Raw genomic sequence first — 24,214 nt, forward strand, 5'->3', positions numbered from 1 at the left:
GCGACGCGCGGCCCTTTTTGTGGCGACCTTATTTCGGGGTCACTTCGGCCAGTTGCAGCTGGCTGTTGGTCGCAATGGTCGGCGTGAACTCGACATTGGCGCCGATACGGGCATGGCCAACCATGTGGAACAGCAGCACATCGGCGATCACCTCGTCATGGATATAGCCGAACAGTTCCGACCACAGCGCCTCGCGCTCCTCTCCGGTGGCGGCAGTGGCGCGGTCGATCAGGTCATCGGCCTTCTCATCGACGATGCCGGACTGGCGGCCCTCGGAGTGATACTTGAAATAGGCCGAGAAGACCGGGTCGCCGCGCGAGTTGTCATGCTGCGCGCCCACCAGGACCGGCTGATCCTGCACATAGGGCTTGGAGTAATACTGCTCGTGCTCTGCCACCTCGACCATCTGCAGGCGGATGTTGAAGCCGACTTCGGACAGCATGGACTGGATCGCCTCGAAGGTCTCGGTTGCGCCGGGGAAGTTTCCGGTGCGGCCGACCAGCAGGATTTCCGTGTCGACCGGCACTCCATCGGCGGCGGCTTCCTCCAGCAGCGCCTTGGCGCGGTCGGGATCATAGGGCCATGCCTTGGTGTCGGGGTTCCAGCCAAGCGTGGTCGGCACGTTGATCGCGGTGGCGATTTCCGTCCCTTCGGCGAGAATCGAGCCGATGAAAGCCTCGCGGTCGATGCCGATATTCAATGCCTCGCGCACCCGCTTGTCGTTCAGCGGCGGCACCGCATGGTCGATCCGCAGATAGGTGGTTTCCGAGTTCGGATAGGACTTGTCCATCTCGGTCGTTGCGTCGATGGCGGAAATCGAGGGCGCGATATCCGCCTCTCCGGTGGCGACCATGGCGGCACGAACCGAAGGATCGGCGCGGAAGACATAGGTCGCCTTCTCGACCGCCGGTTGCTCGCCCCAGTAATCGGCGCGGCGGTCCAGCGTGATGCTTTGCCCCGGCTGCCAATCCGTCAGGGTATAGGGGCCGGTGCCGATGGGTTCGCGCGTAAACTCGATCGGGGTTTCCGAGGGCACGATGGTCAGCAGCGACAGAAGCAGCGGCAGGATCGGCTGGGCCGGTTCGGTGGCGAAGTCGATGGTGTTTTCATCGACCACGGTCGGCGTGATCTCGATCCCTTCATAGTAACGGGAAATCTCGCAGGTGATCTCGCTGCTGCCGGCGCGTTCGAAGGAATGCTTCACGTCCTCGGCGTCAAAGGCGCTGCCGTCCGAAAAGGTGACCCCCTGACGAAGGTTGAAACGCCAGGTTTTGTCGTCCACCTGTTCCCAGCTTTCGGCAAGACGGGGCTTGAGCCCTTCATCGCCGCGCACATCGAGCTCGGTCACCATGGGCGACCCCTCGGGCGTAGGGGCAGAAGTGACGGTTCGGGCGCTTGCGGGCCGCGATGCGGCGATGCGCGCCCAGACCATCGTCGTCGGCGACCGCGACACGATGCAGCGGGCGGCGAAGGTCAGCGGCGTCGATCTTCCGATCATCGCGCCCGACGCGGATGGCGACGGTATCCGCTTGGAACATGTGCCGGTGGACGGGCTGCCCGGCAGGTTCGGCGTGCTGTCCCCGGCCTGTGGCGAAGCGGCCTTCCACTATATCGAAAAGGCCGTGCAAATGACCACGGGCGGTAAGGCCGCCTGCATCGTCACCGCCCCGATCAACAAGGAGGCGCTGAATGCCGCCGGCCATCACTATGACGGCCATACCGGAATGCTGGCGCATCTGACCGGCTCGAAATCGTGCTGGATGCTGCTCGCTTCCGAGCGGTTGAACGTCGTCCATGTCTCCACCCATGTCTCGCTGCGCGATGCGATCGAGCGGGCGACGACGGCGCGGGTGCTGGAAACGATCCGCACCGGCCATCGCCACCTTCAGCGTATGGGGCTGGAACAGCCGCGACTCGCCGTGGCCGGCATCAATCCGCATTGCGGCGAAAACGGATTGTTCGGCCATGAGGATGATGACCATGTGGCGCCCGCCGTGAAGGCCGCGCAGGCCGAAGGCATTGACGTGCAGGGGCCGATCTCGGCCGATACGGTCTATCACCGCGCCTATCAGGGTGGCTTCGATCTGGTCATCGCTCAGTATCACGATCAGGGGCATATCCCGATCAAGCTGGTGGCCTTCGACACGGCGGTCAATGTCTCGCTTGGCCTGCCCATCGACCGCTGCTCGGTCGATCACGGCACTGCCTTCGACATTGCCGGCACCGGCAAGGCAAGCCATGAAAACATGCTCTGCGCGCTGGATTACGCGGCGCGGATGGCGGCGGCAAAACGAGGATGATGCAATGACCGAAGCCAAGGAAGCCTTTGTCGCCCTTGTCACCTGTTTCAACGATAACGAGACTATCAATTACGACGCCACCCGCGCCCAGGTGCGCCGCCAGCTTGCGGCGGGCAACAATATCATGTGCGCCGGCACCAATGGCGATTTCTCGGCCCTGACCTTCGACGAGAAGGTCCGGCTCTGCGGTGAGGTCGTGGACGAAGTTGCCGGTCGTGCAAAGGTGATCGTCAATGCCGGGATGCCGGCGACATTCGAGACCCGGCTTCTGGCGCGCGAATTCGACCGTATCGGTGTCGATGGCATCGCGGTGATCACGCCCTTCTTCATCGACTGCACGCAGGAAGGGCTGATCCGGCACTTCTCCGCCGTCGCCGACGCTGTCGAAACGCCGATCTATCTTTACGACATCCCGGCCCGCACCCAGAACCATATCGAGCCAGAGACCGCACGCCAACTGGCCGCACACGGCAATATCGCCGGGATCAAGGATTCCGGCGGCGCGCAGGAGACGCTGGCCGCCTATATGGCCATCGGGCGCGAGGTCGACGGCTTCGACGTCTATTCCGGCCCCGATCATCTGGTGCAATGGTCGTTGGAAAACGGCGCCAGGGGATGCATCTCGGGCCTCGGCAACTGCCTGCCCGATGTGCTGGCGCGGATCGTGTCCTGCGTGAATGCCGGCGACAGCGCAGGCGCGGCAGAGGCACAGAACACCTATACCGCTTTCCGAACCGATCTCTATAAGCTCGGCTATCCGCCTGCCTTGGTGAAGCGTGCGCTTTACCTGCAGGACGCATCGGTCGGCCGGTCCCGTCAACCGGCGCTTTTGCCCGATCCCGAACAGGACAGGGCCATTGAAGCCGTATTGGCGAAATACCTTTGACCCGGCGCAATCCCGTGGCGAACTGATCTGGTTACGCCAACCCAGTGCCGAGGCTGAGCACCCAAGAACGAGCAGCTTGACAGAGGCCGTTCACCGCTTCGGGAAAAGGAAGGTCACAATCGCCCGCGCGGCCCATCCATCCGGTCCGTTCTCCGGGGCATCGGCCCAGTAGCGCACGCCGCCGCCCAGGCTGATGGTGCGCTCGCCGATCTTCATGACCTTGGTGGCCAGAAGGTTGATCGGAACCGAGGCCTCGTTCTCGACCCAGTCATAGGTGGTTTCGGTATTCAGCGCGAAGGTGACCGCGTCGGGCGTGGTGTAATTGATGAAGGGCTGCACGAAGGTGGCGCTGATATCGGTCGGATCGCTGCCGCCGCCCACATCCCACATGTGATTGGCCAGCACGCCGAAGGTCCAGGGGCCGGTCTGCTTCAGCACCACGCCAGTCAGGCCGGCGGCGAATTGGTCGGCGCCCAGACCGTCATCGCCGGTGGGCAGAAGGAAAACCGGACCGGCGCCCCAGATCAATCCGCTTTCCGTGCGCTGGTTGGGCGAGATGAAAAAGCTCTGCACGATATCGCCGACGCCAGATTGCGAGGTTCCGGGACGGATATCGGACTGATCGATGAAGGGGACGATGGAACGCGAGATCAGGTTCCAGTCGTCATTCAGCCGGATCGGAACGACCGGTTGAAAATTGACCGTAGTGCGATGCCCGTTCCCGTCAGGGCCATAGCCGGAATCGTAATTGAACTGGAACGGCACACTGACCAGTGATGAGACTGGGTTGCTCAACTGTTTGGCGAGTTCGGTATCGTCCTCGGCAGTCGCAGGCGTGGAGGAAAAGACCAAGGCGGCTGAGAGTAAGCCAGAAAATGACAATCTGTGCATGGTGGGGCCTCCGGCAGAGGGTTTGAATCGGACAGGAAAAGAACCGGAGACCTGCTTGCCGGCCGGTCGTGGCCGGGACCCCAAGAAGGGGTTGCGCAGGTTTCGAGTGAACGAAGCAACGTCGAACCATATGGTACAGTACCGACGCCATGTTTTGAAGCCATGATTTACGCCGGACCGCCACGATTGGAGGCGGTCACAGGATCCTGCGCCAGTTGCTCGGTTGTCGCGACTGACGAAGGAGTGCGCCCAGGTGACCGAACGGAGATCAGGTGCCGCTGGCCAAGGCACTCGCGAAGCGCGCCCTCAGCCCTTGACGCCCGCCGAAATCATGACTGCTTCGGTTACACGCTTCTGGAAGATCAGGTAGCCGATGATAACCGGGGCGGCCGCCAACAGGGCCAGAGCCATCATGCGCGCATAAAAGACACCGAAACTGTCGTTCACCTGCGTGATACCGACGGGAATCGTCATCATGCTTTCGCTGGTGACCACGAGGAACGGCCAGAAGAAGTTGTTCCACGCACTGATGAAGGTGATGATCGCCAGCGCCGCCGTGATGCCCCAGTTCAACGGCAGGTAGAGCTTAAACAGCAGAGCGAACTCCCCGCCGCCATCCAGCAGCACGGCTTCGCGCATCTCTTTCGGGATCGCGTCGAAGAACTGCTTGTAGACGATCACGACGACAGGGACGATCAGCTGCGGCAGGATGATGCCCCACCACGAATTGACCAGCCCGAGATCGCTCATCAGTACGAATTGCGCGACATAGAGCGCCGGCACCGGCACCATGAAACTGGCCACGACGACAAGGTACAACAACTTTCGCCCGGGGAAGCGCAGTTGCGACAGGGCATAGGCGCACATCATGCCGGTGAGCAGGACAATGACGGTGATGATCACCGAGGTGCCGACGGAATTGAGATACCACATCGGCAGTTTCGACGTGGATAGCACCTCAATGTAGGCCGAGAAATTGAGCTCGTCGATCCAGACACCCGCATCCGAGACGATGCGGCTCTCGCTGCGCAGCGAGGTGGTCAGTGCCCAGTAGAGCGGAAAGATCCAGATTGCGGCGGCGATCAGCACCAGCGCGGCGAAGGTGATGTTGCGGCCCTGTTTGGCGGTCATCTGCGACGCCCCCCGATACGCAAGAGTTGGAACTGCAGGACCGACACGATCACGATGATTCCAAAGAGCACCATGGCGATGGCCGAGGCGTAGCCGCCGTTGTTCAACTGGAACGCTTCTCGGTACATCTGCATCAGCACCACATAGGAGGAGTTGAACGGCCCCCCGTTCGACAGCAGATAGACCTGGTCGAACAGTTTCAGTTGCAGGATCAGTTGCAGCGTCAGCACCAGTGCCGTGATCGGCCACAAGAGCGGCCATGTCACCCGCCAGAACCGCTGCCAGGCGGTCGCCCCATCAAGTGCTGCCGCCTCGTAGAGGTCGTCGGGAATATTTCGCAACCCGGCAATGAACAGCAGCACGTTGAAACCATTGGTCCACCAGACCGTCACCACGGCGATCATCGGCATGACCCAGTGGGGGTTCTTGAACACCGGCACCGGCTTGCCCGTCACAGCCTCGATCAGCGGTTGCAGGATGCCGAACTGGAAATCCAGCATCCACGCCCAGATCATCGTCACCACCGACACCGGCAAAACGTAGGGCAGGAAGAACAGCGTCAGCACCAGCGCCTGCACCCGGCCCTTCAGCTTGCCGACCGCCAGCGCGATCAAGAGTGCGATGATGGTCGTCGGGATGACCGTCAGCAGGACGAAGTAGAAGTTGTTCCAGACCGAGGTATAAAACAGCCGATCGTTGAACAGCTTGATGTAGTTGTCGAGCCCGATCCAGTTGCCCTCGCCGATCAGCGGCGCGTCGGTAAAGCTGAGCGCGATGACCTTATAGGTCGGGTACAGGAAGAAGACGCCGAAGATAATGAGGAAGGGTGCGACCAGCAGAATCGCATCCCGTACTTCCCGGCGGCGACGTGTGGCGATGGACATGGCGACCTCCCTGTGTCTTCTGGCCTGGGCTTGGGCCGGGGACGCACAGAACGCCCCCGGTCGTGTCGGATCAGTTCAACAGGCCCTGAAGCTGGTCCTTCATTTGGGCCGCCGCATCCTCGGCACTGAGGAAACCATGAACCGCGGGGGCGATCAGGTTATCCACCGCGTCATAGATCGGCGAGGCGACACCGGCGATCTTGGACCGCGGGTCGAAGGCGGCGTTGTCCGCCAGCGACACATAGGTTGCGTTGGGTTGCAGCTGGGCATATTCCTCGCTGTCAACCGTGGGCTTGTAGGCCGGGATATGGCCCGCACCGGCCCATGCCAAGGAGTGTTTCTCCATCCAGCCGATTACCGTTAGCACCGCCTCGCGCTTTTCCGGCGTCATGTCCGGATCGTTCGGGATGGCGAAGGCATGGCTGTCGGCCCATGTCGCGGGCTGGTCCAACATCTGCGGCACCTCGTTGGCGAACCATTCAAAGCCCAGCGATCCGTCCTCGGTCTGGTCCTTGAAGGTGGGCACCTCCCAAACGCCGTTGATGTGCAGCACGGACTTCTTGCCGGAAAACAGCGCGACAGAGGCCTCGTAGGCTGCCTGCTCTGGGATCAGCCCCGCCGCACGCCAGTCGGCCAGCGTCTGGATTGCAGTCACGGCCTTGTCCATATTGTCCCCGGCCAGAACTTCGCCGTCGGTCAGGATCTCACCGCCCTGCTGGCTGAACAGGGTGTAGAACATGCGCCAAGTGCCGCCGCCACCTTCGGACTGAAAGCTGAGCGGATCGGAATAGCCATTCTCCTTGGCCCATGTCAGCAGGTTGGTCATGTCCTCGATGGAGCCGATGTTCGTCAGGTTGCCGTCGCCATCCAGCCATTCGGTGCCTTCAAGAGCGGTACGATTGTAGTACACCACGACCGCGTGGATATCGAAGGGGATCGCCATGAGCTGGCCATCGTCCGTCGAGGCGGCGGTGATCGATGCCTCGAAGAAGTCGTCCCTGGAGAGACCGGCAGTTTCCAGATCCGCGTCCGAGATCGGCGAGAGCACGTCCTCCTCCAGTGCCAACGGCAGCCGCGAGAGGTGATAGGTCATGATGTCGGGCCCTTGGCCGACGGCGACCGCGGTGCGCACCTTGGTGTAGAAGGGCAGGCCCCATTCCAGCGTCGTGCCTTTGATTTGGATATCAGGGTGTTCGCCGTTGAACTCGTCGATCAGCGCCTTCATGCGGACGCCGTCGCCTCCGGCAAGGAAATCCCACCACTCGATCTCTTGCTGTGCCCATACGGGGCTGCACAGGCCGGTGATCAGGGCGGTTGTCGCCGCCAGCTTCTTCAATGCGTGTCTCATCTCAGTCCTCCTCCTTGTTGTCGGTCCTTCACCGAATGCGCTCGCCCTCGGGGGTAAACGCGAAAATGCGGTCGGTCTGCGGAGCGACGGTCTGCAATGTGCCGTGCATGTTGTGACGCACGCCGGTCTGCTGAAAGATCACCGCATCGCCGCCTTCGAGGGTGCCGTGCTGGTAGGACACGCCGCCCAGTTCCTCGGCCACGTCGACGGTGACGCGCAGGCCGTCGGCCTCCGTCACCATCAGGTGCTCGGGACGCATGCCCAGAACGAGTTTGGCGCCCACGTCGGGGGGCGAAGATAGCGGTACGTCAAGGGACAGGTCCGGCTGTCCGGTCAGCCGCGCGCGGAGGCCGGTTTCGGTCCGCGCCTCGACAGTGGCGTCGAAGAAGTTCATCGAGGGCGAGCCGATGAACCCGGCGACAAAGCGGTTGTTCGGATCGTCGTACAGGTCCAGCGGTGCGCCCGACTGCTGGACGTGGCCACCTTGCAGCACGAATATCACGTCCGCCAGCGTCATCGCCTCGACCTGATCGTGGGTGACGTAGATCATCGTCGCGCCCAGCGTCTGGTGCAGGCGGGCCAGTTCCAGCCGCATCTGCACGCGCAACTCGGCATCAAGATTCGACAGCGGTTCATCGAACAGGAACACGTCCGGCGCGCGCACGATCGCCCGGCCGATGGCAACGCGCTGTCGCTGGCCGCCGGAAAGCTGCGCGGGCTTCTTGTCCAGCTGTGCGGTCAGTTGCAGGATCTTTGCCGCCTTGTGAACCTTTTCTTCGACTTCGGCCTTGGGACGCTTGGCAAGGCGCAGGCTGAAGGCCATGTTCTCGAACACCGACAGGTGCGGGTAGAGCGCGTAGGACTGGAATACCATCGCCACGCCACGGTCTGCCGGGTCGACGTCGGTCACGTCGCGGTCCGAGATCACGATCTTGCCGCCGCTGGAGTCCTCAAGGCCTGCGATCATCCGCAACAGGGTGGACTTGCCGCAGCCCGAAGGCCCGACGAAAACCGCAAACTGCCCGCGCTCGATATCGATGTCGACGCCGCGGATGACCTTGACCGCACCAAAGTCCTTGGTCACGCTTCTCAGGTGAACACCGGTGTCCTGCATTCTGTCTCCTCCACGCGCTGCTCCGCCTACGACCCGACCGACAGGCGGATGACGTTGTAGCTAAAGGCTGGCAACCTACCCTTGATTGCCTTGTCTTCTACGCCCAACGCCTCTCCCTTGCGCGGCTTGATCCTGTCCGGGTCCTCACTGGTGTTGGCCACCCGCGCCAGAGTGTGGTCGCCGCCCATGACCTGATGATCGACAAGGGTCAGGTCGGTGAACCCGTGCAGCGCCAGATCCAAATCCATCGCCGTATCCAGGCTGCGGTTTATCGCAAACACGGTGATCGATCTGCCATCGGGGGCCAGTACCGCCGCCACGTCGAGATAGTTCACGTCCTGCGCCGCATCCGCATCATAGCGCGGCCCGTCCACCGCCACGTTCAGCGCGGTTCCCCGTCCGTAAAGGCTGGCAAACTGGTAGGGATAGTAAATCGTCGTCGCCCATGCCTTGCCGCCGCGCTCGGCACGGATCGGGGCGATCACGTTCACGAGCTGCGCGATGCAGGCGATCTTGACCCTGTCGGACCGGCGGATGAACTCGTTCAGCAGGCCGCCCACGAAGATCGCGTCTTCGAGGTTGTAATCCTCTTCGAGCAGGGCGGGGGCCTCGGGCCAGTCCCAACTGTGCCAGTTCTTCGTATCCTGCGCCCGGTTGTGGTACCAGACGTTCCATTCGTCGAAACAGATGTAGATATCGTTCTTGGCCCGCTTCTTGGCCTTAACGTAGTCAATGACTCCGGCGATGGACTGGATGTAGCGGCCGGTCTCCTCGATCTTGGCGAAGTAGTTCAGCGTGTTGTGGCTGGTATTGCCAAAATACTTGTGGAGCGAGACGTAGTCGACGTTCTCGTAGCACTCTTCCAGCACTTGCCGTTCCCAATCCGGGTAGGTCGGCATCTCATCGTTGGATGACCCGCAGACCACCGTTTCGATGCCGCTGCCGAAGGCCTTGACCGCCTTCGAGGTTTCGTCAGCAAGACGTCCGTATTCCTTGGCCTCCATGTGGCCGATCTGCCAGGGGCCGTCCATCTCGTTGCCAAGGCACCACATCTTGACCCCGTAAGGGTCGGCGACGCCGTGGCTCTGGCGCAGGTCGCTCCAGTAGGTGCCAGAAGGGTGGTTGCAGTATTCGACGAAATTGCGCGCTTCTTCGATGCCGCGTGTGCCGAGGTTGACCGCCAGCATCATCTCGATACCTGCGTCCCTGGCCCAGACTGCGAATTCGTTGATCCCCACCTGGTTGGTTTCCTTGGACCGCCAGGCCAGATCCAGACGCACGGGACGGTCTTCCTTGGGGCCGATGCCGTCTTCCCACTTGTAGGCCGAAACGAAGTTGCCTCCTGGATAGCGGATTGCGGGGATATTCAATCCCCGCACGAGATCCATCACGTCGCGGCGAAAGCCCTGCGCGTTCGACGTCGGGTGGCCGGGTTCATAAATGCCGCTGTAGATGGCGCGGCCCATATGCTCGATGAATGCCGAATACAGGCGGTCGTCAATGCGCGCGATGCTGAAATCGCGGTGGATTGTTGCGCGGACTTTCATGTCCTCTCCCCGGTGCGAGTCTTTCTTGGCAATCAGGTTATCCGCCCGGGTCATTGACGGAAATTTACATTTTCTGCTCTCGCGTTGACAGCATTGGTAACATGCAGGCGCGTCAACCCTGCGGCAGCCGCGCCCGCACCCGGTCCAGCAGGGCGCGCGCCGCACGAGACATCAGCCTGTCGCGCGGGCACAGCACATAATACGGCTCGATGGAGATCGGCTTGCGCGTCTCAAGCAGGACGAGATCGGCCTCGTAAGGCGGTGACAGCAGCAGGTCGGCCACCTCTTGGGTGATGACCGCAATCACGTCGGAGTCGCGCAAAAGCGCCATGATCGCCACAACCGATGCGGACTTGATGAGATTCCGAGGCAGGTCGATGCCCTCGTCGTGAAAGGCGATTTCCAGCGCATGCCGGATGGGGGCGCCACGGTCCTGCATGGTCCACATGGCATCCCGCAGATCGGCCAGCGCAACTGGCCCCGACCCGGCCAGGGGGTGACTGTTCCGCACCATCAACAGGACAGACTCAGTCTGCGCCGGCAGGATGTCAAAGCCACGCGAATAGTCGTCAGATCCGACCCGACTGAGGACGAAGTCGAAGTCGCCCCGCTCAAGCCCGTGCATCAGCTGCGCCGTCGAGGAGACATCGAGCGAAACGTCCACCAGCGGCGCTTCCTGTTTCATGTCCAGGATCGCCGGAATCACGATCGCCAGTGCGCCGCCCGTCACCGCGCCGACCCTGACCGCGCCGCCCTGACCGGCCAGATGCGCATCGAATTCGGTGGCCATCTGGTCAACGTCATGCATCAACTTGCTGGCGTGCCGAACAAGGACCTCGCCTGAGGGTGTGGGCACCATACCCTTCGGTCGGCGCTCGAACAGCGTTGTGGTCAGTTGGGTTTCCATTTCGGCCAGCATGCGCGAGGCGGCAGGCGTAGTCATGCCGCACAGGTCCGCGGCCAGCCGCAACTTGCCCTGTTGGGCAATTGTCGCAATCAGGCGTAGTTGCACCGGTCTGAGCGAACGAAGGTAAAGATTCACGTCAGGTGCCCTCCCGATGGTCCAGGTCTGCGGCTTCGGAGCCTGGCTGGATGTCGTGTGACCCCTGGCACACCAGACGCGCATTTCCGGCGCCAATGTACGAGGTTGCCCCGATGTGTCAGGACGGTGGACAGCGTCCAACATGACGCCCTGATTGGCAAGCAGATCGACGGCATCGGTCCGATCAGGTCCGGGTCAGGCATTCAGGAAAGATTGCCAAGCGCGTGTAGCGATTGCCTGTCATTTCTATACATAATCACGGCGACACGCGACGCGCGGCTATCGCCTCAAAGCTCAATGGACAAGTCGCATGGATTAAGCATGACTCTTCGCGATCGGGCGGTCTGCAACCCGACAAAACCGAGGTGATTACAGGGTAGCGTGGATGGCCTGTGCTGTGTCCCCGTCAATTATCAGTGTGCGAACGATTCCACTCGACAGCAGTGCCCGAGTCGCATCGGCCTTTTCAAGCCCACCCGATAGCAGGACAGTATGGGTTGCCCCAAGCGTGCGGAACCCCACGGCCAAGGTACGGTCGTTCATGGAATGGCGGACCGGTTTGCCCTCGGCATCGAAGAAGATGCCATTTGTGTCGCCGACAGCACCCCGGCTGTGAAGCTCGGCCAATTCGCGGGACGATATCATGCCGGATTGGCGCAGCAGCGATTGTTCGGTCAACTCACCGACCGAGATGATCGCGAGGTCGGGACGGCGGGCCATCTCCAGCACTGATTGCACAGTAGTCTGCGACAGCAGGATCTCGCGATCCTGGGGTGTGTTAGCGATGAAGGGGACGGGTAGGAAATAGCCGTCGCCCCCGGTCGCTCGCGCCAGTGCCTGCACGACTTCGAACGGATTGAAGGCGCTGTTGGCGGTTAACGATCCCATCAGGCTGACGAACCGTGCGCCGGGTGCGAAAGTGCCGGCCATGTTGCGGGTGATCTGGTCGAGTGTGCGCCCCCAACCGGTGCCGATGATCGAATCGGGGTGACGGGCCAGATGATCACGCAGCAGCGTTGCCGCCAGTGTCCCAACTGCGCGACGCGGATATTCCGCCAGATCGCCCGGCAGTTTCTGACCGCGTGTCAGCCCGAAGGCGGGCGAGCAGATGACGCGCTCCAGCCTGAAACGACTGCGCAACTCGTCTTCGATCTGCAGCATTCCGCTGCTGCGGGTGTCGATCGAGATCGACACCATGCCCGCGTCTTTTGCCAATTGTAACAATTTGTTAATCCGCGCCCGGGTGGTGCCCAGCCGGTTCGCGGTCTCTTCCTGATTTAACCCGCCGACATAATATAGCCATGCCGCTTGGCCCATCAGTTCCTGGTCGTCTGCATCTCTCATGGCATGATTCTAACTGCTGTCATGCAGGCTTACAATTGTCCCCATCGCTGCAATTACATATGTATTATGTCTTGACAAAAGTAATCTCGACTTGCAGGGTTGGCTCCGTTGCGGCGTGGAGGAGCGTGGCGCAGCATCCAGTTCAGGGAGGGAGTAATGAATAGATTTTCGGCAAGGCTTGCCGCCTATACGACCGCAGTCGCGTTAGCAGCAGGCGCCGGGACGGCGGTCAACGCGCAGGAGGCGCTGGATATCGCCTGGGTCCATTCCAATGCCGCAGCACAATCCGAACAGCGCGTGAAAGCCGGGTTCGAGGCTTGGCTGAGCGAGAAGGGCTATGGCTGGAATGTCAGTTTCCTCGACAGCCAGGGTTCGGGTGAGGCGACGGCGTCGAACCTGCAGGATGCAGTCTCGCGCGGGGTCGATGCGATCATTATCACCATGTCCGATCTGCGTGCCTCGAAAGCGGCCATCGACGTGGCGCTTCAGGCCGGCATCCCGGTCTTTTCGGTCGACAGCGGCTATGTCGACGGAATCCAGGTCGATATCACCACCAACAACTGGGCGATGTCGGCGGATGTTTCGCCCTATCTGCTGGACCAGATGGGCGGGCAGGGAAACGTGATCTTCCTACGCATGGCTGAGCATCACGGCACCCGCAAGCGCGGCGACGTGATGGCGGTGGTGCTACAGGAATACGGCGATGTGAAGGTGCTGGCCGAGCACAATATCGACTACACCGCCTTCTTCGAAGACACGACCTCGACCATGCAGGATTTCGTCGCCCGCTTCGGCGAGGATATCGATGCCGTCTGGGCGCCCTGGGACGAGCCGGCGCAGGCCGCGATCAATGTCATGCAGGCAGCGGGGCTGAGTGATGTAAAGGTGATCGGCATTGATGGCCATCCCCAGGCCGTGGCCGAGGTCTGCAAGCCCGACAGCATGATGATCGCCACCGTCAGCCAGCCGTTCGAGGGTATGGGCGCGCAGGTCGGCGACTGGATCGAGCAGATCGTCGGTGAGGGCAAGCCCCGCGACGAAGTGATCCCCAGCAATATCGTCTATATGGACGCCCCGCTGGTCACCAAGCAGAACTGCCAGGACTTCATGTAACGCTTGTTCCCCGGCCGGCGGGCTGCCAGCACTGGGTGGCCCGCCGCTTTCGTCACCGTTCTCGCAACTATTTGGGAGGTCACGCATGTCCGTGCATCTCTGCGATATCCTCATGGAGTTTCCAGGAACCCGCGCGCTTGACGGGGTCGATGTGACCTTCCGCTTTGACGAGGTCCACGGGTTGGTCGGTGAAAACGGGGCTGGCAAAAGCACCTTCGTCAATGTCCTTGGCGGCTCGTTGCAGCCGACCGCAGGACATATCGAAATGGAGGGTCAGAAGGTCGCCTTCGCAACTCCGCGCGAGGCCTTGCAGCATGGCATCGCGCATGTCAGCCAGGAGGGCAGTCTTGTGCCGTCGCTGACGGGGGCCGAGAATATCATGCTGGGGGCCGAGCCGCGCAGCGCGCTTGGCGTCATGCGCAGGGGCCGGTTACGGCAGGTGGCCTGGGCCCTATTGGCGCAGTGGTTTCCATCGGTTCAGATCGACCTCGATCGTCCGGTGATCGATTTGCCCATGGCCGAGCGCAAAGTGGTCGAGATCGTCCGTGCGCTTCGTGGCGAGATTAGCCTGCTGATCCTCGACGAACCGACTGCAACACTGGAAGCGCCAGAAAAGAAACAACTTTGGGACATCATCAGGACTCTGCCGGCCAAGGGGGTCGGCGTGGTGCTGATCTCGCATTTCCTGACCGAAGTTGTGGCCCTGTCCGACCGTATCACTGTGTTGCGCGACGGCCGCCATGTTGGCACCCTGAACCGCGCAGAGGCAAGCGAGGCAGTGCTGACCGACCTGATGCTGCGCCGCGAGGGCGAGACCGGACAGGACCGCCCGGCCGATGCGGCAGATGCGGGGTCCACGACGACCGGCCCGGTTGTCCTGTCGGTCGAGGACTGGCGTGCAGGTGCCATCAGCATGGAATCCTTTGAACTGCGCGCGGGCGAGATTGTCGGGCTGATCGGACTGACCGGCGCGGGGCATTTCGGCTTCGCCCGCTCGCTCTATACCCGTCAAGGGGTGCAGTCGGGCCGAATCGCTGTCGCCGGCACCACGATCACGCGGCCAGGCGTGCGGGCCATGCAACGTGCGGGTGTGGCGCTCGTCCCCGATCACCGCATGGAAAACGCCCTGTCCGGTGAAGGCACCGTGGTCGAGAATCTGACCATGGTGCATCCAGAATTCGCGGCGAATAGCGGCGTGCTCAGCCGCCGGAAAGAACGCGACGAGGCCGAGCGCGTGATCCGGCTTTTGAACGTCAAGACCCCGAACCAGCGCCAGTTGATCCGCAACCTTTCGGGCGGCAACAAGCAAAAGGTATCGATCGGCAAATGGCTTTACGGGGCGGGTGATGCCTACAAGGTGCTGATCTTCATCGAGCCGACGGAGGGTGTCGATATAGGCGCCAAGATGGAAATCTACGCCCATATGCGCCGCCTCGCCAATGCCGGGGCGGCGGTGTTGATCGCCTCGTCCGATCTGGGCGAGATCGCGCAGGTCTGCGACCGCGCCATTCCCTTCATTCATGGCCTTCCCGGCGCCGAGATCCCGGCTGCCGAATTTTCCGAAGGCCGCTTCATCCAGGCTATATCCGGAGAGGCCGCATGACATCCCAGACCGCAACGCCGTCGGTGACGGCCAGACCGATCCGCTCCGACCTGGTGCAGCGCTATTCGACACTCGGGGTGCTGATCCTGATGTTCGTGGGCTTCTCGCTGTTCGTGGATCGGTTCCTGACGCCCTTCAACCTTATGAATATCCTACAGCAGATCGCTATCCTGACCATCGTCGGATCGGGACTGACCTTCGGCTTCGCGGCGAAGGAAATCGACCTTTCCGTCGGCTACACGGTCGGCCTGTCGGGCATTCTGGTGCCCTTCCTTCTGACCACTGGCACGCCCTTGGTGCTTGCTTTGCTGGCCGGGCTGGCAGCAGGAATCGTGGTTGGGCTGATCAATGGCGTGCTGATCACTCGGATCGGCATCCCTTCGCTGATCGCGACGCTGGCCATGGGCTCGATCCTCTTCGGGGTCAACTTTCTGCTGACCGGCGGGCGCGCCATCTATGGCGGTCTGCCCGACACCTATCTGGCGCTTGGACAGGGCTGGTTCCTGGGCATCCCGAACCTAGCCTATTTCATGGTCATCTCGGTCGCCATCGCCTGGTTCGTGATGGAGCGCACGGTCTTTGGCCGCTACGTCTATGCCGTCGGTGGCAACCAGAAGGCGGCCGAGCTTTCGGGCGTGCGCATCACCTATTACCGCATGGCCGCCCTCGTGCTTGTTTCGGTTTTCGCGGTGATCGCCGGCGCACTTCTCGCCTCGCGGTTGGGTTCCGGCCAGCCCAATGTCGGCGAGCGCTACCTGCTGGACGGCCTCGCCACGGTCTTCATCGGCATGACCATGTTTCGCCCTGGCACGGCGACGGTGCTGGGCACCTTCTGTGGCGCGCTGTTTATCGGGGTGATCAATAACGGCCTGAACCTCATTGGAATGGACACCTATATCCAGAACATCGTGAAGGGCGTCATCATCCTGATCGCGGTGGCGATCGTGTCGCGCACCACCAAGCTCAATCTGCTCTGAGGACGCCATCATGACCACCACCAAACCGAGCTCGAATACCGAACTTCTGGAACTCTACCGCGCCATGCGCCGCGTCCGCACTTTCGAGGAGCGAGTGGGAGAGTTGTTCGTGCGCGGTCAATCAGCCGGCTCGATGCTGCATCTTTCCATCGGCGAGGAAAGTGCGGCGGTGGGTTTCGCCTCGCTCATGCAGGATGGCGATACTTTCACCACGCATCATCGCGGCCATGGCATTTTCCTGGCCCGCGGGGCCGATCCGAACCGGATGATGGCCGAGATCGGTGGCAAGGAGGCAGGCTATTGCAGGGGTAAAGGCGGCTCGATGCACATCGCAGATATGGGGCTGGGGCATCTTGGCGCCAATGCCATCGTCGGCGGTGGGATCCCCGCTGTCGTCGGTGCGGGGCTGGCGTCGAAAAGGCAAGGTGCGGGCGCGATCTCGGCGGCCTTTTTCGGCGATGGAGCGATGCAACAAGGCATTCTTTACGAAAGTATGAACATGGCGGCGCTTTGGGATCTGCCGGTGATCTTCGTTTGCATCAACAACCAATATGGCATGGGCACCCGCATCGAGCAGGCGACGAAGGGCCGGGCGCTGCATGAACGTGCGCGCGCCTTCGGACTGAATGCCGAAACAGTGGACGGGCTGGACGTGCGTGACGTGCGTGCGGCATCGGCCCGGCTGATTGACGCCGCGCGGGGCGGCAAACCGGGCTTTCTGGCCATCGAATGTTATCGCTTCTTCGGACATGCCCGCATGGACAAAAGCCCCTACCGCTCGGAACAGGATGAACGCGAAGGTCGCGCCCGTGACCCGGTTCTGTTCGCACGGCAGGCGCTTCAGGAGGGCGGACAGGCTGACGCGAAGGCACTGGACGCCATGGATGCCGAAATTGCAGCTGAAATGGATGCAACCATAGATTTTGCCGTCGCTGCGAAGGAACCGATGCTCGGCACCATGTTCCGCGATGTTTATGCCCCCGGCGAACCGGAGCCGGAAGCCGTCGTCGCCCGCATTGACCGTATTCTGGCAAGGGAGTGAGACCATGGTCGAGATGACCTATCGCGACGCGCTGAAACAAGCCCTGCGCGATGCCATGACCGAAGATGACAACGTCATGGTGATCGGAGAGGAGGTTGGTCGCTATGGTGGTGCTTATGGTGTTACCAAGGGACTTTACGAGGAATTCGGCGCGGAACGAATGATCGACACTCCGATCTCGGAGCCAGCCATCATCGGCGCAGCCGTGGGTGCTGCCATGTCCGGCCTGCGACCGGTCGCAGAGTTGATGTATGTCGATTTCATCGGTATGACCATGGATCAGCTGGGCAATCAGGCGGCCAAGATCCGCTACATGTTCGGTGGCCAGATCGGTGTGCCCATGGTCCTGCGCACCCAGGGCGGCACAGGGCGTTCGGCCGGCGCTCAGCATTCGCAATCTCTTGAGGCCTATGTCATGCATACGCCGGGTCTGCGGCTGGTGATGCCCGCCACCGTCGCTGATGCCTATCACCTGCTGCGCCAGTCGCTGAAACAGCCCGATCCGGTCGTTTTCATCGAGCATAAGGCGCTGTATACGCTGAAGGAGGATGTGGATCTGTCCGCGCCCGCCCCCGAATGGGGCAAGGCGGTCGTGCGTCGGACGGGCGACGATCTGATCATCGTCACCTATTCCCGTCAGGTTCATAACACGCTGGCCGCCGCCGAGGCGCTGTCGAAGCAGGGCATCGAGGCGACGGTGATCGATTTGCGCAGCCTAAACCCGCTGGATTTCGACACGGTACGAGAGCAGGTCGAACGCGTCGGTCGAGTCATGGTTGTTTCAGAGGGGGTGATGACAGCCGGTGTCGGCGCCGAACTGTCGGCGCGCATTCATGAGGAGTGCTTCGACTTCCTCGCCGATCCCGTCATCCGCGTCTGCGGCGAGGATATTCCGATCTCGGTATCGGTCGAGCTGGAGAAGAACTCGGTCCCGACCGTATCCCTGATCCGCGAGACGGCCGAACGGCTTATCGCCCTGAGGAGCGCGGCATGAGCACGGTCACACTACGGATGCCCCGTCTCGGCGAGACGATGGAGGAGGGGACCGTGGCAGGCTGGCTGCTGGCGGAAGGTGACAGCTTCGAACGCGGCACGCCGCTGATCGAGTTCGAGACCGACAAGACGGCGGTCGAATATCCCGCACTCGGTCCGGGGCGGCTTGTGACGCTGCTGGTCGCGAAAGGCGACCTGGTGAAGCTGGGCGCGCCGATTGCCGAAATCGACCTGATGGGTGCCGAGGATTGGACCGCCACCGGCGAGGATGAGCCAGAGTCGGAAGCCGCCGTTGCAGAGACAGGCGAAACTGTGGTGATCGATCTGCTGATGCCGCGCCTGGGCGAGACGATGGAGGAAGGCCGGATCATCGGCTGGATGGTCGAGCCTGGCGCCGAATACGCGCGCGGCGAGGCGATCCTGGAGGTAGAGACCGACAAGACCGTCGCCGAATTCCCCGCGCTCGTGGCCGGGCGCCTGGTCGAGTTGCTGGTGGCGCCAGGTGATATGGTCAAGGTCGATACGCCGATCGCGCGAATCGAGGTCGCCCGCAGCGATGCTCCGGCGGACAACAAGCCGCCGCCGAAGGCTGTGCCGACCCTGAAAACTGCTCCCGCCCAGATGACTGCAACCGAAGTTGCGCCCGTGGCCGACACGGCGGGTCCGGTTCGGGCAACTCCCCTTGCCCGGCGGGCCGCGCGTCTGGCTGGGCTGGATCTGCGGAATCTGCGCGGCAGCGGTCGACGTGGCCGGATCGAGCTGGCCGATGTTACACGCGCGACTGAGGGTGGCGCGCTCGCGGCCTCGAACTGGGGTCCGGCAGATGGCGCGCCGGTGCTTATGCTGCACGGCTTTGCCGGTGATCGGGGGACCTTTGAACAGCTTGGACGAGCGTTAGGTCGTGCCGGGCTTTCGGTGCGGGCCGTTGACCTTCCCGGCCATGGCGAGTCCAGGGCCGAGGTGCAGGGCTTCGATGATATCGTCACGGCTATCGCGGCAGAGCTGAACCCGTCGCGCCCCGTACATCTCGTCGGCCATTCGCTGGGGGCCGCGGCAGGCGTCGTCGCAGCGTCGCGGCGGGGTGGCGTGTCGTCGCTGACACTGATTGCGCCCGCCGGGCTGGGCCTGTCCATCGACGCGGCGTTCATCGAAGGCATGGCGCTCGCGGAAAGCCAAGGTGCCATTGGGCATCTGCTGCGCCGCCTCTCGGACCGGACGGCGGACTTCTCGGCCGAGATCATCGCCGACATCCATGCCGATCTGTCGCGGGGCCGGCTGCACATGCTTGGCGCCGAGATCAGCCGGGGCGGTCGGCAGGCGGTGAATATCCGCGGTGATCTGGCGCGGCTGGCCGAGGCGGTTCCGGTGCGGATCATCTTCGGGCAGCAGGACCGCATCGTCGATTGGCACGAGGCGCTGGATGTTTCACCGGCCATCGCGCTTCATCTTTTACCGGGCGCTGGGCATATGCCGCAATGGGACGCCCCAGCCGAGGTGGCGGCCATTATCATCAGGGGAGGGGCGTATGTCTGAGGCAGATAGTCCCACCTTGCCGCAGGGCTTTGCACCGCTGCCCCATCGCTGCCGCGCATGGAGGGTCGTTCGCGCCCTTTGAACGAGTTTGCCCATGATACGAGGAGGAGATCATGGCCTATTTCCTGACGGCTGACGGCGGTACCGAAAGCCTGCGCGCCCGGGTCTACGACCTGGACGGTAATTGCCTCGGCACTGCGGCTGTACCTTACAAGACCAATTTCCGGCCCGGCCGGGTCGAACAGGACCCTGAGGATTGGTGGCGAAATTTCGTAACCGCCGCGCGCGGCGCCATGGCCGGGGCCGGCATCGATCCGGCTCAGGTCGAGGCGATCTGTTATGCCACCACTTGCTGCACCGTGGTGGCGCTGGATCGCGAAGGCCGCGCGCTCAGACCTGCGATCATGTGGATGGACGTGCGCGCCCATGACGAGGCGCAGGCGGTGCTGGAGACCGGCGATCCCGCGCTGGCACTGAACGGCGACGGGCAGGGGCCGGTCTCGGCGGAATGGATGATCCCGAAATCGCTCTGGCTGAAGCGCAACGAGCCTCAAATTTTCGCCCGCGCCCATCGAATCTGCGAATATCAGGATTTTATCACCCATCGCCTGACCGGCGAATGGGCGGCCAGCCTCGATAATGCTGGGTTGCGCTGGCATTATCGATCCCGTCAGGGCGGCTGGGCCTCCAGCTTGCTGGCGGCTCTGGATCTGTCCGAACTGGAAGGAAAATGGCCGGACCGCGTGGTCGCGCCGGGCGAAGTGATCGGCACGTTGACGGCGACCGCTGCGGCCGAACTGGGCCTGCCGCCCTCGGTCAAGGTGGTGCAGGGCGGCGCCGATGCGCTGATCGGGATGATCGGGCTTGGCGTCAGCCAGCCGGGACAATTGGCGATGATCACCGGTTCCTCGCATCTGCAATTCGGTGTGACCGAGGGCCCGGTCCATGCGCCGGGCGTCTGGGGCAGCTATGCCGATATCGTCTATCCCGACCGCTGGATCGTCGAAGGCGGGCAGACCTCTACCGGTTCGATCATCAACTGGCTGTCGCGCCTGACCGGCGGGCCGCTGGATTTCGATGCGCTGAACCGCAAGGCCGCCGCCCTGCCGCCGGGCAGCGAGGGACTGCTGGTGCAGGATCATTTTCAGGGCAACCGCACACCCCATACCGATCCATTGTCGCGTGGCGCGCTTGTCGGCCTGACGCTGGGGCATGAATTGCACCATATCTTTCGCGCCGTGATGGAGGGGATCGGTTTCGGCACCCGCGCCATCCTCGATGCCTTTCGTGCGGCAGGCTATGCCGGACAGGAGATGACCGTCGGTGGCGGGGCCACAGCATCGGACCTATGGCTGCAGATCCATGCCGATACGGCGGGCATCCCGGTCCGGGTGCCAGCCTCGCCCGATGCGCCCTCGACCGGATCGGCGGTGCTGGCGGGCGTTGGTGCCGGACATTTCGCCACGATAGACGACGGCATCGCGCAGATGGTCCATCCCGGTCGCCTGATCGAGCCGATCCCCGCGAACATGGCCCAATATGACGCGATTTATGCCCGTTACGTCGCCCTTTACCCCGCCTTGAAGGAGGTGTTGGCATGAGACTTGCCGACCGCTTCTCGCTGGCTGGCAGAACAGCGCTTGTCACCGGCGGCGCGAAGGGGATTGGAGCTGCCATTTGCGAGGTGCTGGCCGAGGCTGGTGCGACGTTGATCGTGGCCGATCTGGATGCGGCTGCGGCCGAAGCTCTCGCCGCAAGCATCGGCGGCAAGGCCGCACCGCTCGCCGTGACCGATTTCGGCGCCTGCGCGGAGCTTGCTGCCCGGCACACGCCCGATGTGCTGATCGCCAATGCCGGCATCGTCCACAACGCCCCCACGGTTGAGATCGACCCTGCCGATTGGTGTCGCGTGATTGATGTGAACCTGTCAGGCGTCTTCAACGTCCTGCGCGCCTTTGGCCCCGGCATGGTTGCGCGCGGGTCAGGCGCCTGCGTCTGCACCTCGTCCATCTGCGGCGAGGTCGCGGTCTGGCCGCAACCGCAGGCTGCCTATAACGCCGCCAAGGCGGGGGTGAACCTGCTGGTCAAGTCTACGGCGCTGGAATGGGCGCGGTCGGGGGTGCGCGTGAATGCCGTGGCACCAGGCTATACCGCGACCGAGCTGACGCTGGCCGGGCGTTCCAAACCGGAATGGTTCGAGACCTGGATGGACCGCACGCCGATGGGTCGGCTGGGCGAGCCGCGCGAGATCGCCGATGCGGTGCTGTTCCTCGCCTCGGATGCGGCCAGCTTCGTGACCGGCACCGTCCTGACCGTCGATGGCGGTTATACTGCAGCATAAGAGGAGAGTTGAGATGACAACAACCAGAACGGCGCTGGTGACCGGTGCCAGCCGTGGTATCGGCGCAGCTATCGCGGTGGGATTTGCGCGGCGCGGCTATGACGTGGCGCTGAACGATATCGAGCGGCAGAAAGGCGATCTTGAGAAGGTCGCGGCCGAGATCCGCGCCTTGGGCCGGCGGGCCGAGATCTGCCTGGCCGATGTCAGCGACAAGGCCCAGGTCGAGGCCATGGCCGCGCAGGCGCTGGCGGCTCTGGGTCATGTCGACGCGGTGGTGAACAATGCCGGCATCCTGATCGCTGGCGAGGTCGACGGCCTGCCCGAGGGCATATGGGACGTGGTCATGGATGTGAATGCAAAGGGCGCTTTCATGGTGATCCAAGCGCTCCTCCCCTCGATGAAAACGCGGGGTTATGGGCGGATCGTCAATATTGCCTCTATCGGCGGCAAACATGGGGCACCGGAGCAGGCACATTACTCGGCCTCGAAGGCGGCGGTGATGGGGTTTTCGCGCGTCCTTGCGCAGGAAGTCGGGCCGCTGGGGATCACGGTGAACTGTGTCTGTCCGGGCATCATCCTGACCGATATGGGCCGTGTGAACCTGGATGACCCTGCGATACGCGGCGCCTGGCAGGCAAAGACGGCCATGGCGCGGATCGGCGACCCGGAAGATGTTGTCGGTCCGGTCGCGTTCTTCGCTTCGGACGATGCGGCATTCGTGACCGGCCAGACGCTGAATGTCGACGGTGGGATCGTCTTTTCCTGATCGTGAAGCAGCCAGATTGGGATTGTTGTAAGCAGCCTGAACGGCATTGCCGTGTAATTGAGAAGAGCACTCGCCGGGTACTCAAGCGGCCATTTCTGCAGCATAGGTATTCCAGAGGTCGAAAGCTTCGGCACTGGCGTGGCGATAAGAGATTGTTAACCTTTCAGGCGGGGCAGGCTGTATGTTGTCCTCGTCAAAAATGTTTAGCCAGACACGAGACCCCAAAAAGTTGGCAATGCCAACTGTGATGCTAGGCCAACGCATACCTTGCAAGCTCGATCCCCATAGCTGCCTCACAAGGCGGGTAGACAGCGGGATCGAGAACGCCCGCGCCCAGCGGAATGATCGACTTGGAGACCAGCAACACATGCATGTGCATCCCCTCATGCAGCTGACCGACCGACAAAGGTTCCGCATCGGTCGACAGCGTCGTGATCACATCGGGGAAGCTGGCAAGGCGGCGACCACCTGCATCCTCGACGGCCATGTATTCGTTCATCACATGCAACGTGATCGCCTTGTCGCCCTCCCCGAGCGTTACAGTGCCGATATCGAAGGCTTCATTCGTATACTGCACTTTCTTGCGGGTGATGACCCCCTCGGCGATCAGGCTGCCGCCTGTCTTTTCAACGATGGCATCCAGAACTGCCGACGCCCCTCGCGGTTCCGCAGCCAGAATGGCATGACCCAGATCCAGTGCCATTGAAATCCCGCCAAGTGCAGCGTTGCGGGCAACATAAGAGGCCCGCAGCGGATTGCGGGCCGAGGCGATGAAGCCGCCGGACATGTCCGACGCCGTGCGCAGCACCGGCGAAACCCTGGCCGTGGCGCCGCGCGTCACAAGCTCGATATAACGGTTCTCGTCGCGGTTACCGCCGACGGCGGTCTGGATCATCTGTTCGGCGCTGCCAGCCATGCCGATTGATCCCATGTCGCCGGTCGGATGCGCGCGGATATCGCCGACCGCATCGACGACCTTGCACCCCAGCATCGCCGACGGAAGCCAGGCATTCAGGGTGGAGGATTTCCCGTTTTGCCCGACCATCAGCCCGGCCACTGGCGTGCCCAGGGCGTCGTTCAGCAACTGGACGGCGCGGATGTAGTCGACGCCGCGCATTTCCCATGGGGTGGTAGAGGCCGGGGCGCCGATGGCCGCCGCCGTCGCCACCCAGTCCTGTTCATCGAGTTCGTCGATACTCACGAGTTCGGGCTTGCCGACCCCCATCGCCGCCCGGCCCAGCATCCGCCCGTGATCGGCCCAGCCCCCGCCACCGGCGGCATAGACCGACCCGCCACGAACCGCCGGCTCGATATCCCTCTCGGTCAGAATACGTCGCATCGTCGCTCCTTTTCTTTTAC

Annotated in this window: 21 protein-coding genes; 11 read left to right on the forward strand and 10 right to left on the reverse strand. The window is 62.6% G+C overall.

What is annotated here, in order from left to right; genetic code table 11:
• Positions 1 to 28: 28 nt before the first annotated feature.
• The gene (locus Q0330_RS01730) at positions 29 to 1,351 is read right to left on the reverse strand and encodes an ABC transporter substrate-binding protein (RefSeq protein WP_299473439.1); all 1,323 of its coding nucleotides are present in this window, start codon (positions 1,349 to 1,351) and stop codon (positions 29 to 31) included.
• Between Q0330_RS01730 and pdxA the strand changes: the two genes are divergently transcribed.
• Together pdxA and Q0330_RS01740 are read left to right on the forward strand one after the other, a co-directional pair.
• The gene (pdxA, locus tag Q0330_RS01735) at positions 1,311 to 2,300 is read left to right on the forward strand and encodes a 4-hydroxythreonine-4-phosphate dehydrogenase PdxA (protein WP_299473442.1); all 990 of its coding nucleotides are present in this window, start codon (positions 1,311 to 1,313) and stop codon (positions 2,298 to 2,300) included. The two genes, Q0330_RS01730 and pdxA, sit on opposite strands and share 41 nt — an antisense overlap.
• A gap of 4 nt (positions 2,301 to 2,304) precedes the next feature.
• Entirely contained in the window at positions 2,305 to 3,186 is an 882-nt protein-coding gene (locus Q0330_RS01740; protein WP_299473445.1) for a dihydrodipicolinate synthase family protein, read from the forward strand.
• 90 nt (positions 3,187 to 3,276) lie between these two features.
• On the opposite strand, the gene Q0330_RS01745 is transcribed toward Q0330_RS01740, so the two are convergent.
• The 8 genes from Q0330_RS01745 to Q0330_RS01780 form a co-directional block, all read right to left on the reverse strand.
• Positions 3,277 to 4,038 (reverse strand): transporter, encoded by a 762-nt coding sequence (locus tag Q0330_RS01745; protein WP_299473448.1) that lies wholly within the window; start codon positions 4,036 to 4,038, stop codon positions 3,277 to 3,279.
• A gap of 345 nt (positions 4,039 to 4,383) precedes the next feature.
• The gene (locus Q0330_RS01750; RefSeq protein WP_299473451.1) at positions 4,384 to 5,208 is read right to left on the reverse strand and encodes a carbohydrate ABC transporter permease; all 825 of its coding nucleotides are present in this window, start codon (positions 5,206 to 5,208) and stop codon (positions 4,384 to 4,386) included.
• Complete coding sequence (locus tag Q0330_RS01755) at positions 5,205 to 6,092, reverse strand: sugar ABC transporter permease (RefSeq protein WP_299473454.1); 888 nt, start codon at positions 6,090 to 6,092, stop codon at positions 5,205 to 5,207. Before Q0330_RS01755 ends, Q0330_RS01750 begins: the two co-directional genes overlap by 4 nt.
• Positions 6,093 to 6,162: 70 nt before the next feature.
• On the reverse strand, positions 6,163 to 7,440 hold the full coding sequence (locus Q0330_RS01760; protein WP_299473456.1) for an extracellular solute-binding protein: 1,278 nt from the start codon (positions 7,438 to 7,440) through the stop codon (positions 6,163 to 6,165).
• A 28-nt stretch (positions 7,441 to 7,468) separates the two neighbouring features.
• Positions 7,469 to 8,554 carry a sn-glycerol-3-phosphate ABC transporter ATP-binding protein UgpC gene (gene ugpC, locus Q0330_RS01765; protein ID WP_299473459.1) on the reverse strand — a complete coding sequence of 362 codons (1,086 nt, stop codon included), beginning with the start codon at positions 8,552 to 8,554 and terminating at the stop codon, positions 7,469 to 7,471.
• A 26-nt stretch (positions 8,555 to 8,580) separates the two neighbouring features.
• A complete protein-coding gene (locus Q0330_RS01770; protein ID WP_366518283.1) occupies positions 8,581 to 10,155 on the reverse strand; it encodes an alpha-N-arabinofuranosidase in 1,575 nt (524 codons plus the stop codon).
• 58 nt (positions 10,156 to 10,213) lie between these two features.
• Positions 10,214 to 11,113: a LysR family transcriptional regulator gene (locus Q0330_RS01775; protein WP_299473462.1), complete on the reverse strand. Its 900-nt coding sequence runs from the start codon at positions 11,111 to 11,113 to the stop codon at positions 10,214 to 10,216.
• 399 nt (positions 11,114 to 11,512) lie between these two features.
• A complete protein-coding gene (locus tag Q0330_RS01780; protein ID WP_299473465.1) occupies positions 11,513 to 12,487 on the reverse strand; it encodes a sugar-binding transcriptional regulator in 975 nt (324 codons plus the stop codon).
• 156 nt (positions 12,488 to 12,643) lie between these two features.
• On the opposite strand from Q0330_RS01780, the gene Q0330_RS01785 reads away from it, so the two are divergent.
• The 9 genes from Q0330_RS01785 (at position 12,644) to Q0330_RS01825 (ending at position 22,855) form a co-directional block, all read left to right on the forward strand.
• On the forward strand, positions 12,644 to 13,600 hold the full coding sequence (locus tag Q0330_RS01785; protein ID WP_299473470.1) for a substrate-binding domain-containing protein: 957 nt from the start codon (positions 12,644 to 12,646) through the stop codon (positions 13,598 to 13,600).
• 85 nt (positions 13,601 to 13,685) lie between these two features.
• Positions 13,686 to 15,203: a sugar ABC transporter ATP-binding protein gene (locus tag Q0330_RS01790; protein WP_299473473.1), complete on the forward strand. Its 1,518-nt coding sequence runs from the start codon at positions 13,686 to 13,688 to the stop codon at positions 15,201 to 15,203.
• Positions 15,200 to 16,180 carry an ABC transporter permease gene (locus Q0330_RS01795; RefSeq protein ID WP_299473476.1) on the forward strand — a complete coding sequence of 327 codons (981 nt, stop codon included), beginning with the start codon at positions 15,200 to 15,202 and terminating at the stop codon, positions 16,178 to 16,180. The genes Q0330_RS01790 and Q0330_RS01795 overlap by 4 nt, the downstream gene beginning before the upstream one ends.
• A gap of 10 nt (positions 16,181 to 16,190) precedes the next feature.
• Positions 16,191 to 17,222: a thiamine pyrophosphate-dependent enzyme gene (locus Q0330_RS01800; RefSeq protein ID WP_299473479.1), complete on the forward strand. Its 1,032-nt coding sequence runs from the start codon at positions 16,191 to 16,193 to the stop codon at positions 17,220 to 17,222.
• 4 nt (positions 17,223 to 17,226) lie between these two features.
• Complete coding sequence (locus tag Q0330_RS01805) at positions 17,227 to 18,216, forward strand: alpha-ketoacid dehydrogenase subunit beta (RefSeq protein ID WP_299473481.1); 990 nt, start codon at positions 17,227 to 17,229, stop codon at positions 18,214 to 18,216.
• Entirely contained in the window at positions 18,213 to 19,748 is a 1,536-nt protein-coding gene (locus tag Q0330_RS01810) for an acetoin dehydrogenase dihydrolipoyllysine-residue acetyltransferase subunit (RefSeq protein ID WP_299473484.1), read from the forward strand. The genes Q0330_RS01805 and Q0330_RS01810 overlap by 4 nt, the downstream gene beginning before the upstream one ends.
• A 113-nt stretch (positions 19,749 to 19,861) precedes the next feature.
• Complete coding sequence (locus Q0330_RS01815; RefSeq protein ID WP_299473487.1) at positions 19,862 to 21,349, forward strand: FGGY-family carbohydrate kinase; 1,488 nt, start codon at positions 19,862 to 19,864, stop codon at positions 21,347 to 21,349.
• Positions 21,346 to 22,089 carry an SDR family oxidoreductase gene (locus Q0330_RS01820; protein ID WP_299473490.1) on the forward strand — a complete coding sequence of 248 codons (744 nt, stop codon included), beginning with the start codon at positions 21,346 to 21,348 and terminating at the stop codon, positions 22,087 to 22,089. The genes Q0330_RS01815 and Q0330_RS01820 overlap by 4 nt, the downstream gene beginning before the upstream one ends.
• A 13-nt stretch (positions 22,090 to 22,102) precedes the next feature.
• A complete protein-coding gene (locus tag Q0330_RS01825; RefSeq protein ID WP_299473495.1) occupies positions 22,103 to 22,855 on the forward strand; it encodes an SDR family NAD(P)-dependent oxidoreductase in 753 nt (250 codons plus the stop codon).
• Positions 22,856 to 23,105: 250 nt separating this feature from the next.
• Here the strand turns inward: Q0330_RS01825 and Q0330_RS01830 are convergent, their stop codons facing one another.
• Entirely contained in the window at positions 23,106 to 24,194 is a 1,089-nt protein-coding gene (locus tag Q0330_RS01830) for a DUF917 family protein (RefSeq protein ID WP_299473498.1), read from the reverse strand.
• Positions 24,195 to 24,214: the final 20 nt, after the last annotated feature.

It is taken from the genome of uncultured Paracoccus sp. (genome assembly GCF_937873615.1).
Lineage (GTDB): Bacteria > Pseudomonadota > Alphaproteobacteria > Rhodobacterales > Rhodobacteraceae > Paracoccus.

Coding starts and splice junctions, on each gene's coding strand:
- Q0330_RS01730 (WP_299473439.1), bottom strand. CDS start 1,351: ATGGTGACCGAGCTCGATGTGCGCGGCGATGAAGGGCTCAAGCCCCGT.
- Q0330_RS01740 (WP_299473445.1), top strand. CDS start 2,305: ATGACCGAAGCCAAGGAAGCCTTTGTCGCCCTTGTCACCTGTTTCAAC.
- Q0330_RS01750 (WP_299473451.1), bottom strand. CDS start 5,208: ATGACCGCCAAACAGGGCCGCAACATCACCTTCGCCGCGCTGGTGCTG.
- Q0330_RS01755 (WP_299473454.1), bottom strand. CDS start 6,092: ATGTCCATCGCCACACGTCGCCGCCGGGAAGTACGGGATGCGATTCTG.
- Q0330_RS01760 (WP_299473456.1), bottom strand. CDS start 7,440: ATGAGACACGCATTGAAGAAGCTGGCGGCGACAACCGCCCTGATCACC.
- ugpC (WP_299473459.1), bottom strand. CDS start 8,554: ATGCAGGACACCGGTGTTCACCTGAGAAGCGTGACCAAGGACTTTGGT.
- Q0330_RS01770 (WP_366518283.1), bottom strand. CDS start 10,155: ATGACCCGGGCGGATAACCTGATTGCCAAGAAAGACTCGCACCGGGGA.
- Q0330_RS01780 (WP_299473465.1), bottom strand. CDS start 12,487: ATGAGAGATGCAGACGACCAGGAACTGATGGGCCAAGCGGCATGGCTA.
- Q0330_RS01785 (WP_299473470.1), top strand. CDS start 12,644: ATGAATAGATTTTCGGCAAGGCTTGCCGCCTATACGACCGCAGTCGCG.
- Q0330_RS01790 (WP_299473473.1), top strand. CDS start 13,686: ATGTCCGTGCATCTCTGCGATATCCTCATGGAGTTTCCAGGAACCCGC.
- Q0330_RS01795 (WP_299473476.1), top strand. CDS start 15,200: ATGACATCCCAGACCGCAACGCCGTCGGTGACGGCCAGACCGATCCGC.
- Q0330_RS01800 (WP_299473479.1), top strand. CDS start 16,191: ATGACCACCACCAAACCGAGCTCGAATACCGAACTTCTGGAACTCTAC.
- Q0330_RS01805 (WP_299473481.1), top strand. CDS start 17,227: ATGGTCGAGATGACCTATCGCGACGCGCTGAAACAAGCCCTGCGCGAT.
- Q0330_RS01810 (WP_299473484.1), top strand. CDS start 18,213: ATGAGCACGGTCACACTACGGATGCCCCGTCTCGGCGAGACGATGGAG.
- Q0330_RS01815 (WP_299473487.1), top strand. CDS start 19,862: ATGGCCTATTTCCTGACGGCTGACGGCGGTACCGAAAGCCTGCGCGCC.
- Q0330_RS01820 (WP_299473490.1), top strand. CDS start 21,346: ATGAGACTTGCCGACCGCTTCTCGCTGGCTGGCAGAACAGCGCTTGTC.
- Q0330_RS01825 (WP_299473495.1), top strand. CDS start 22,103: ATGACAACAACCAGAACGGCGCTGGTGACCGGTGCCAGCCGTGGTATC.
- Q0330_RS01830 (WP_299473498.1), bottom strand. CDS start 24,194: ATGCGACGTATTCTGACCGAGAGGGATATCGAGCCGGCGGTTCGTGGC.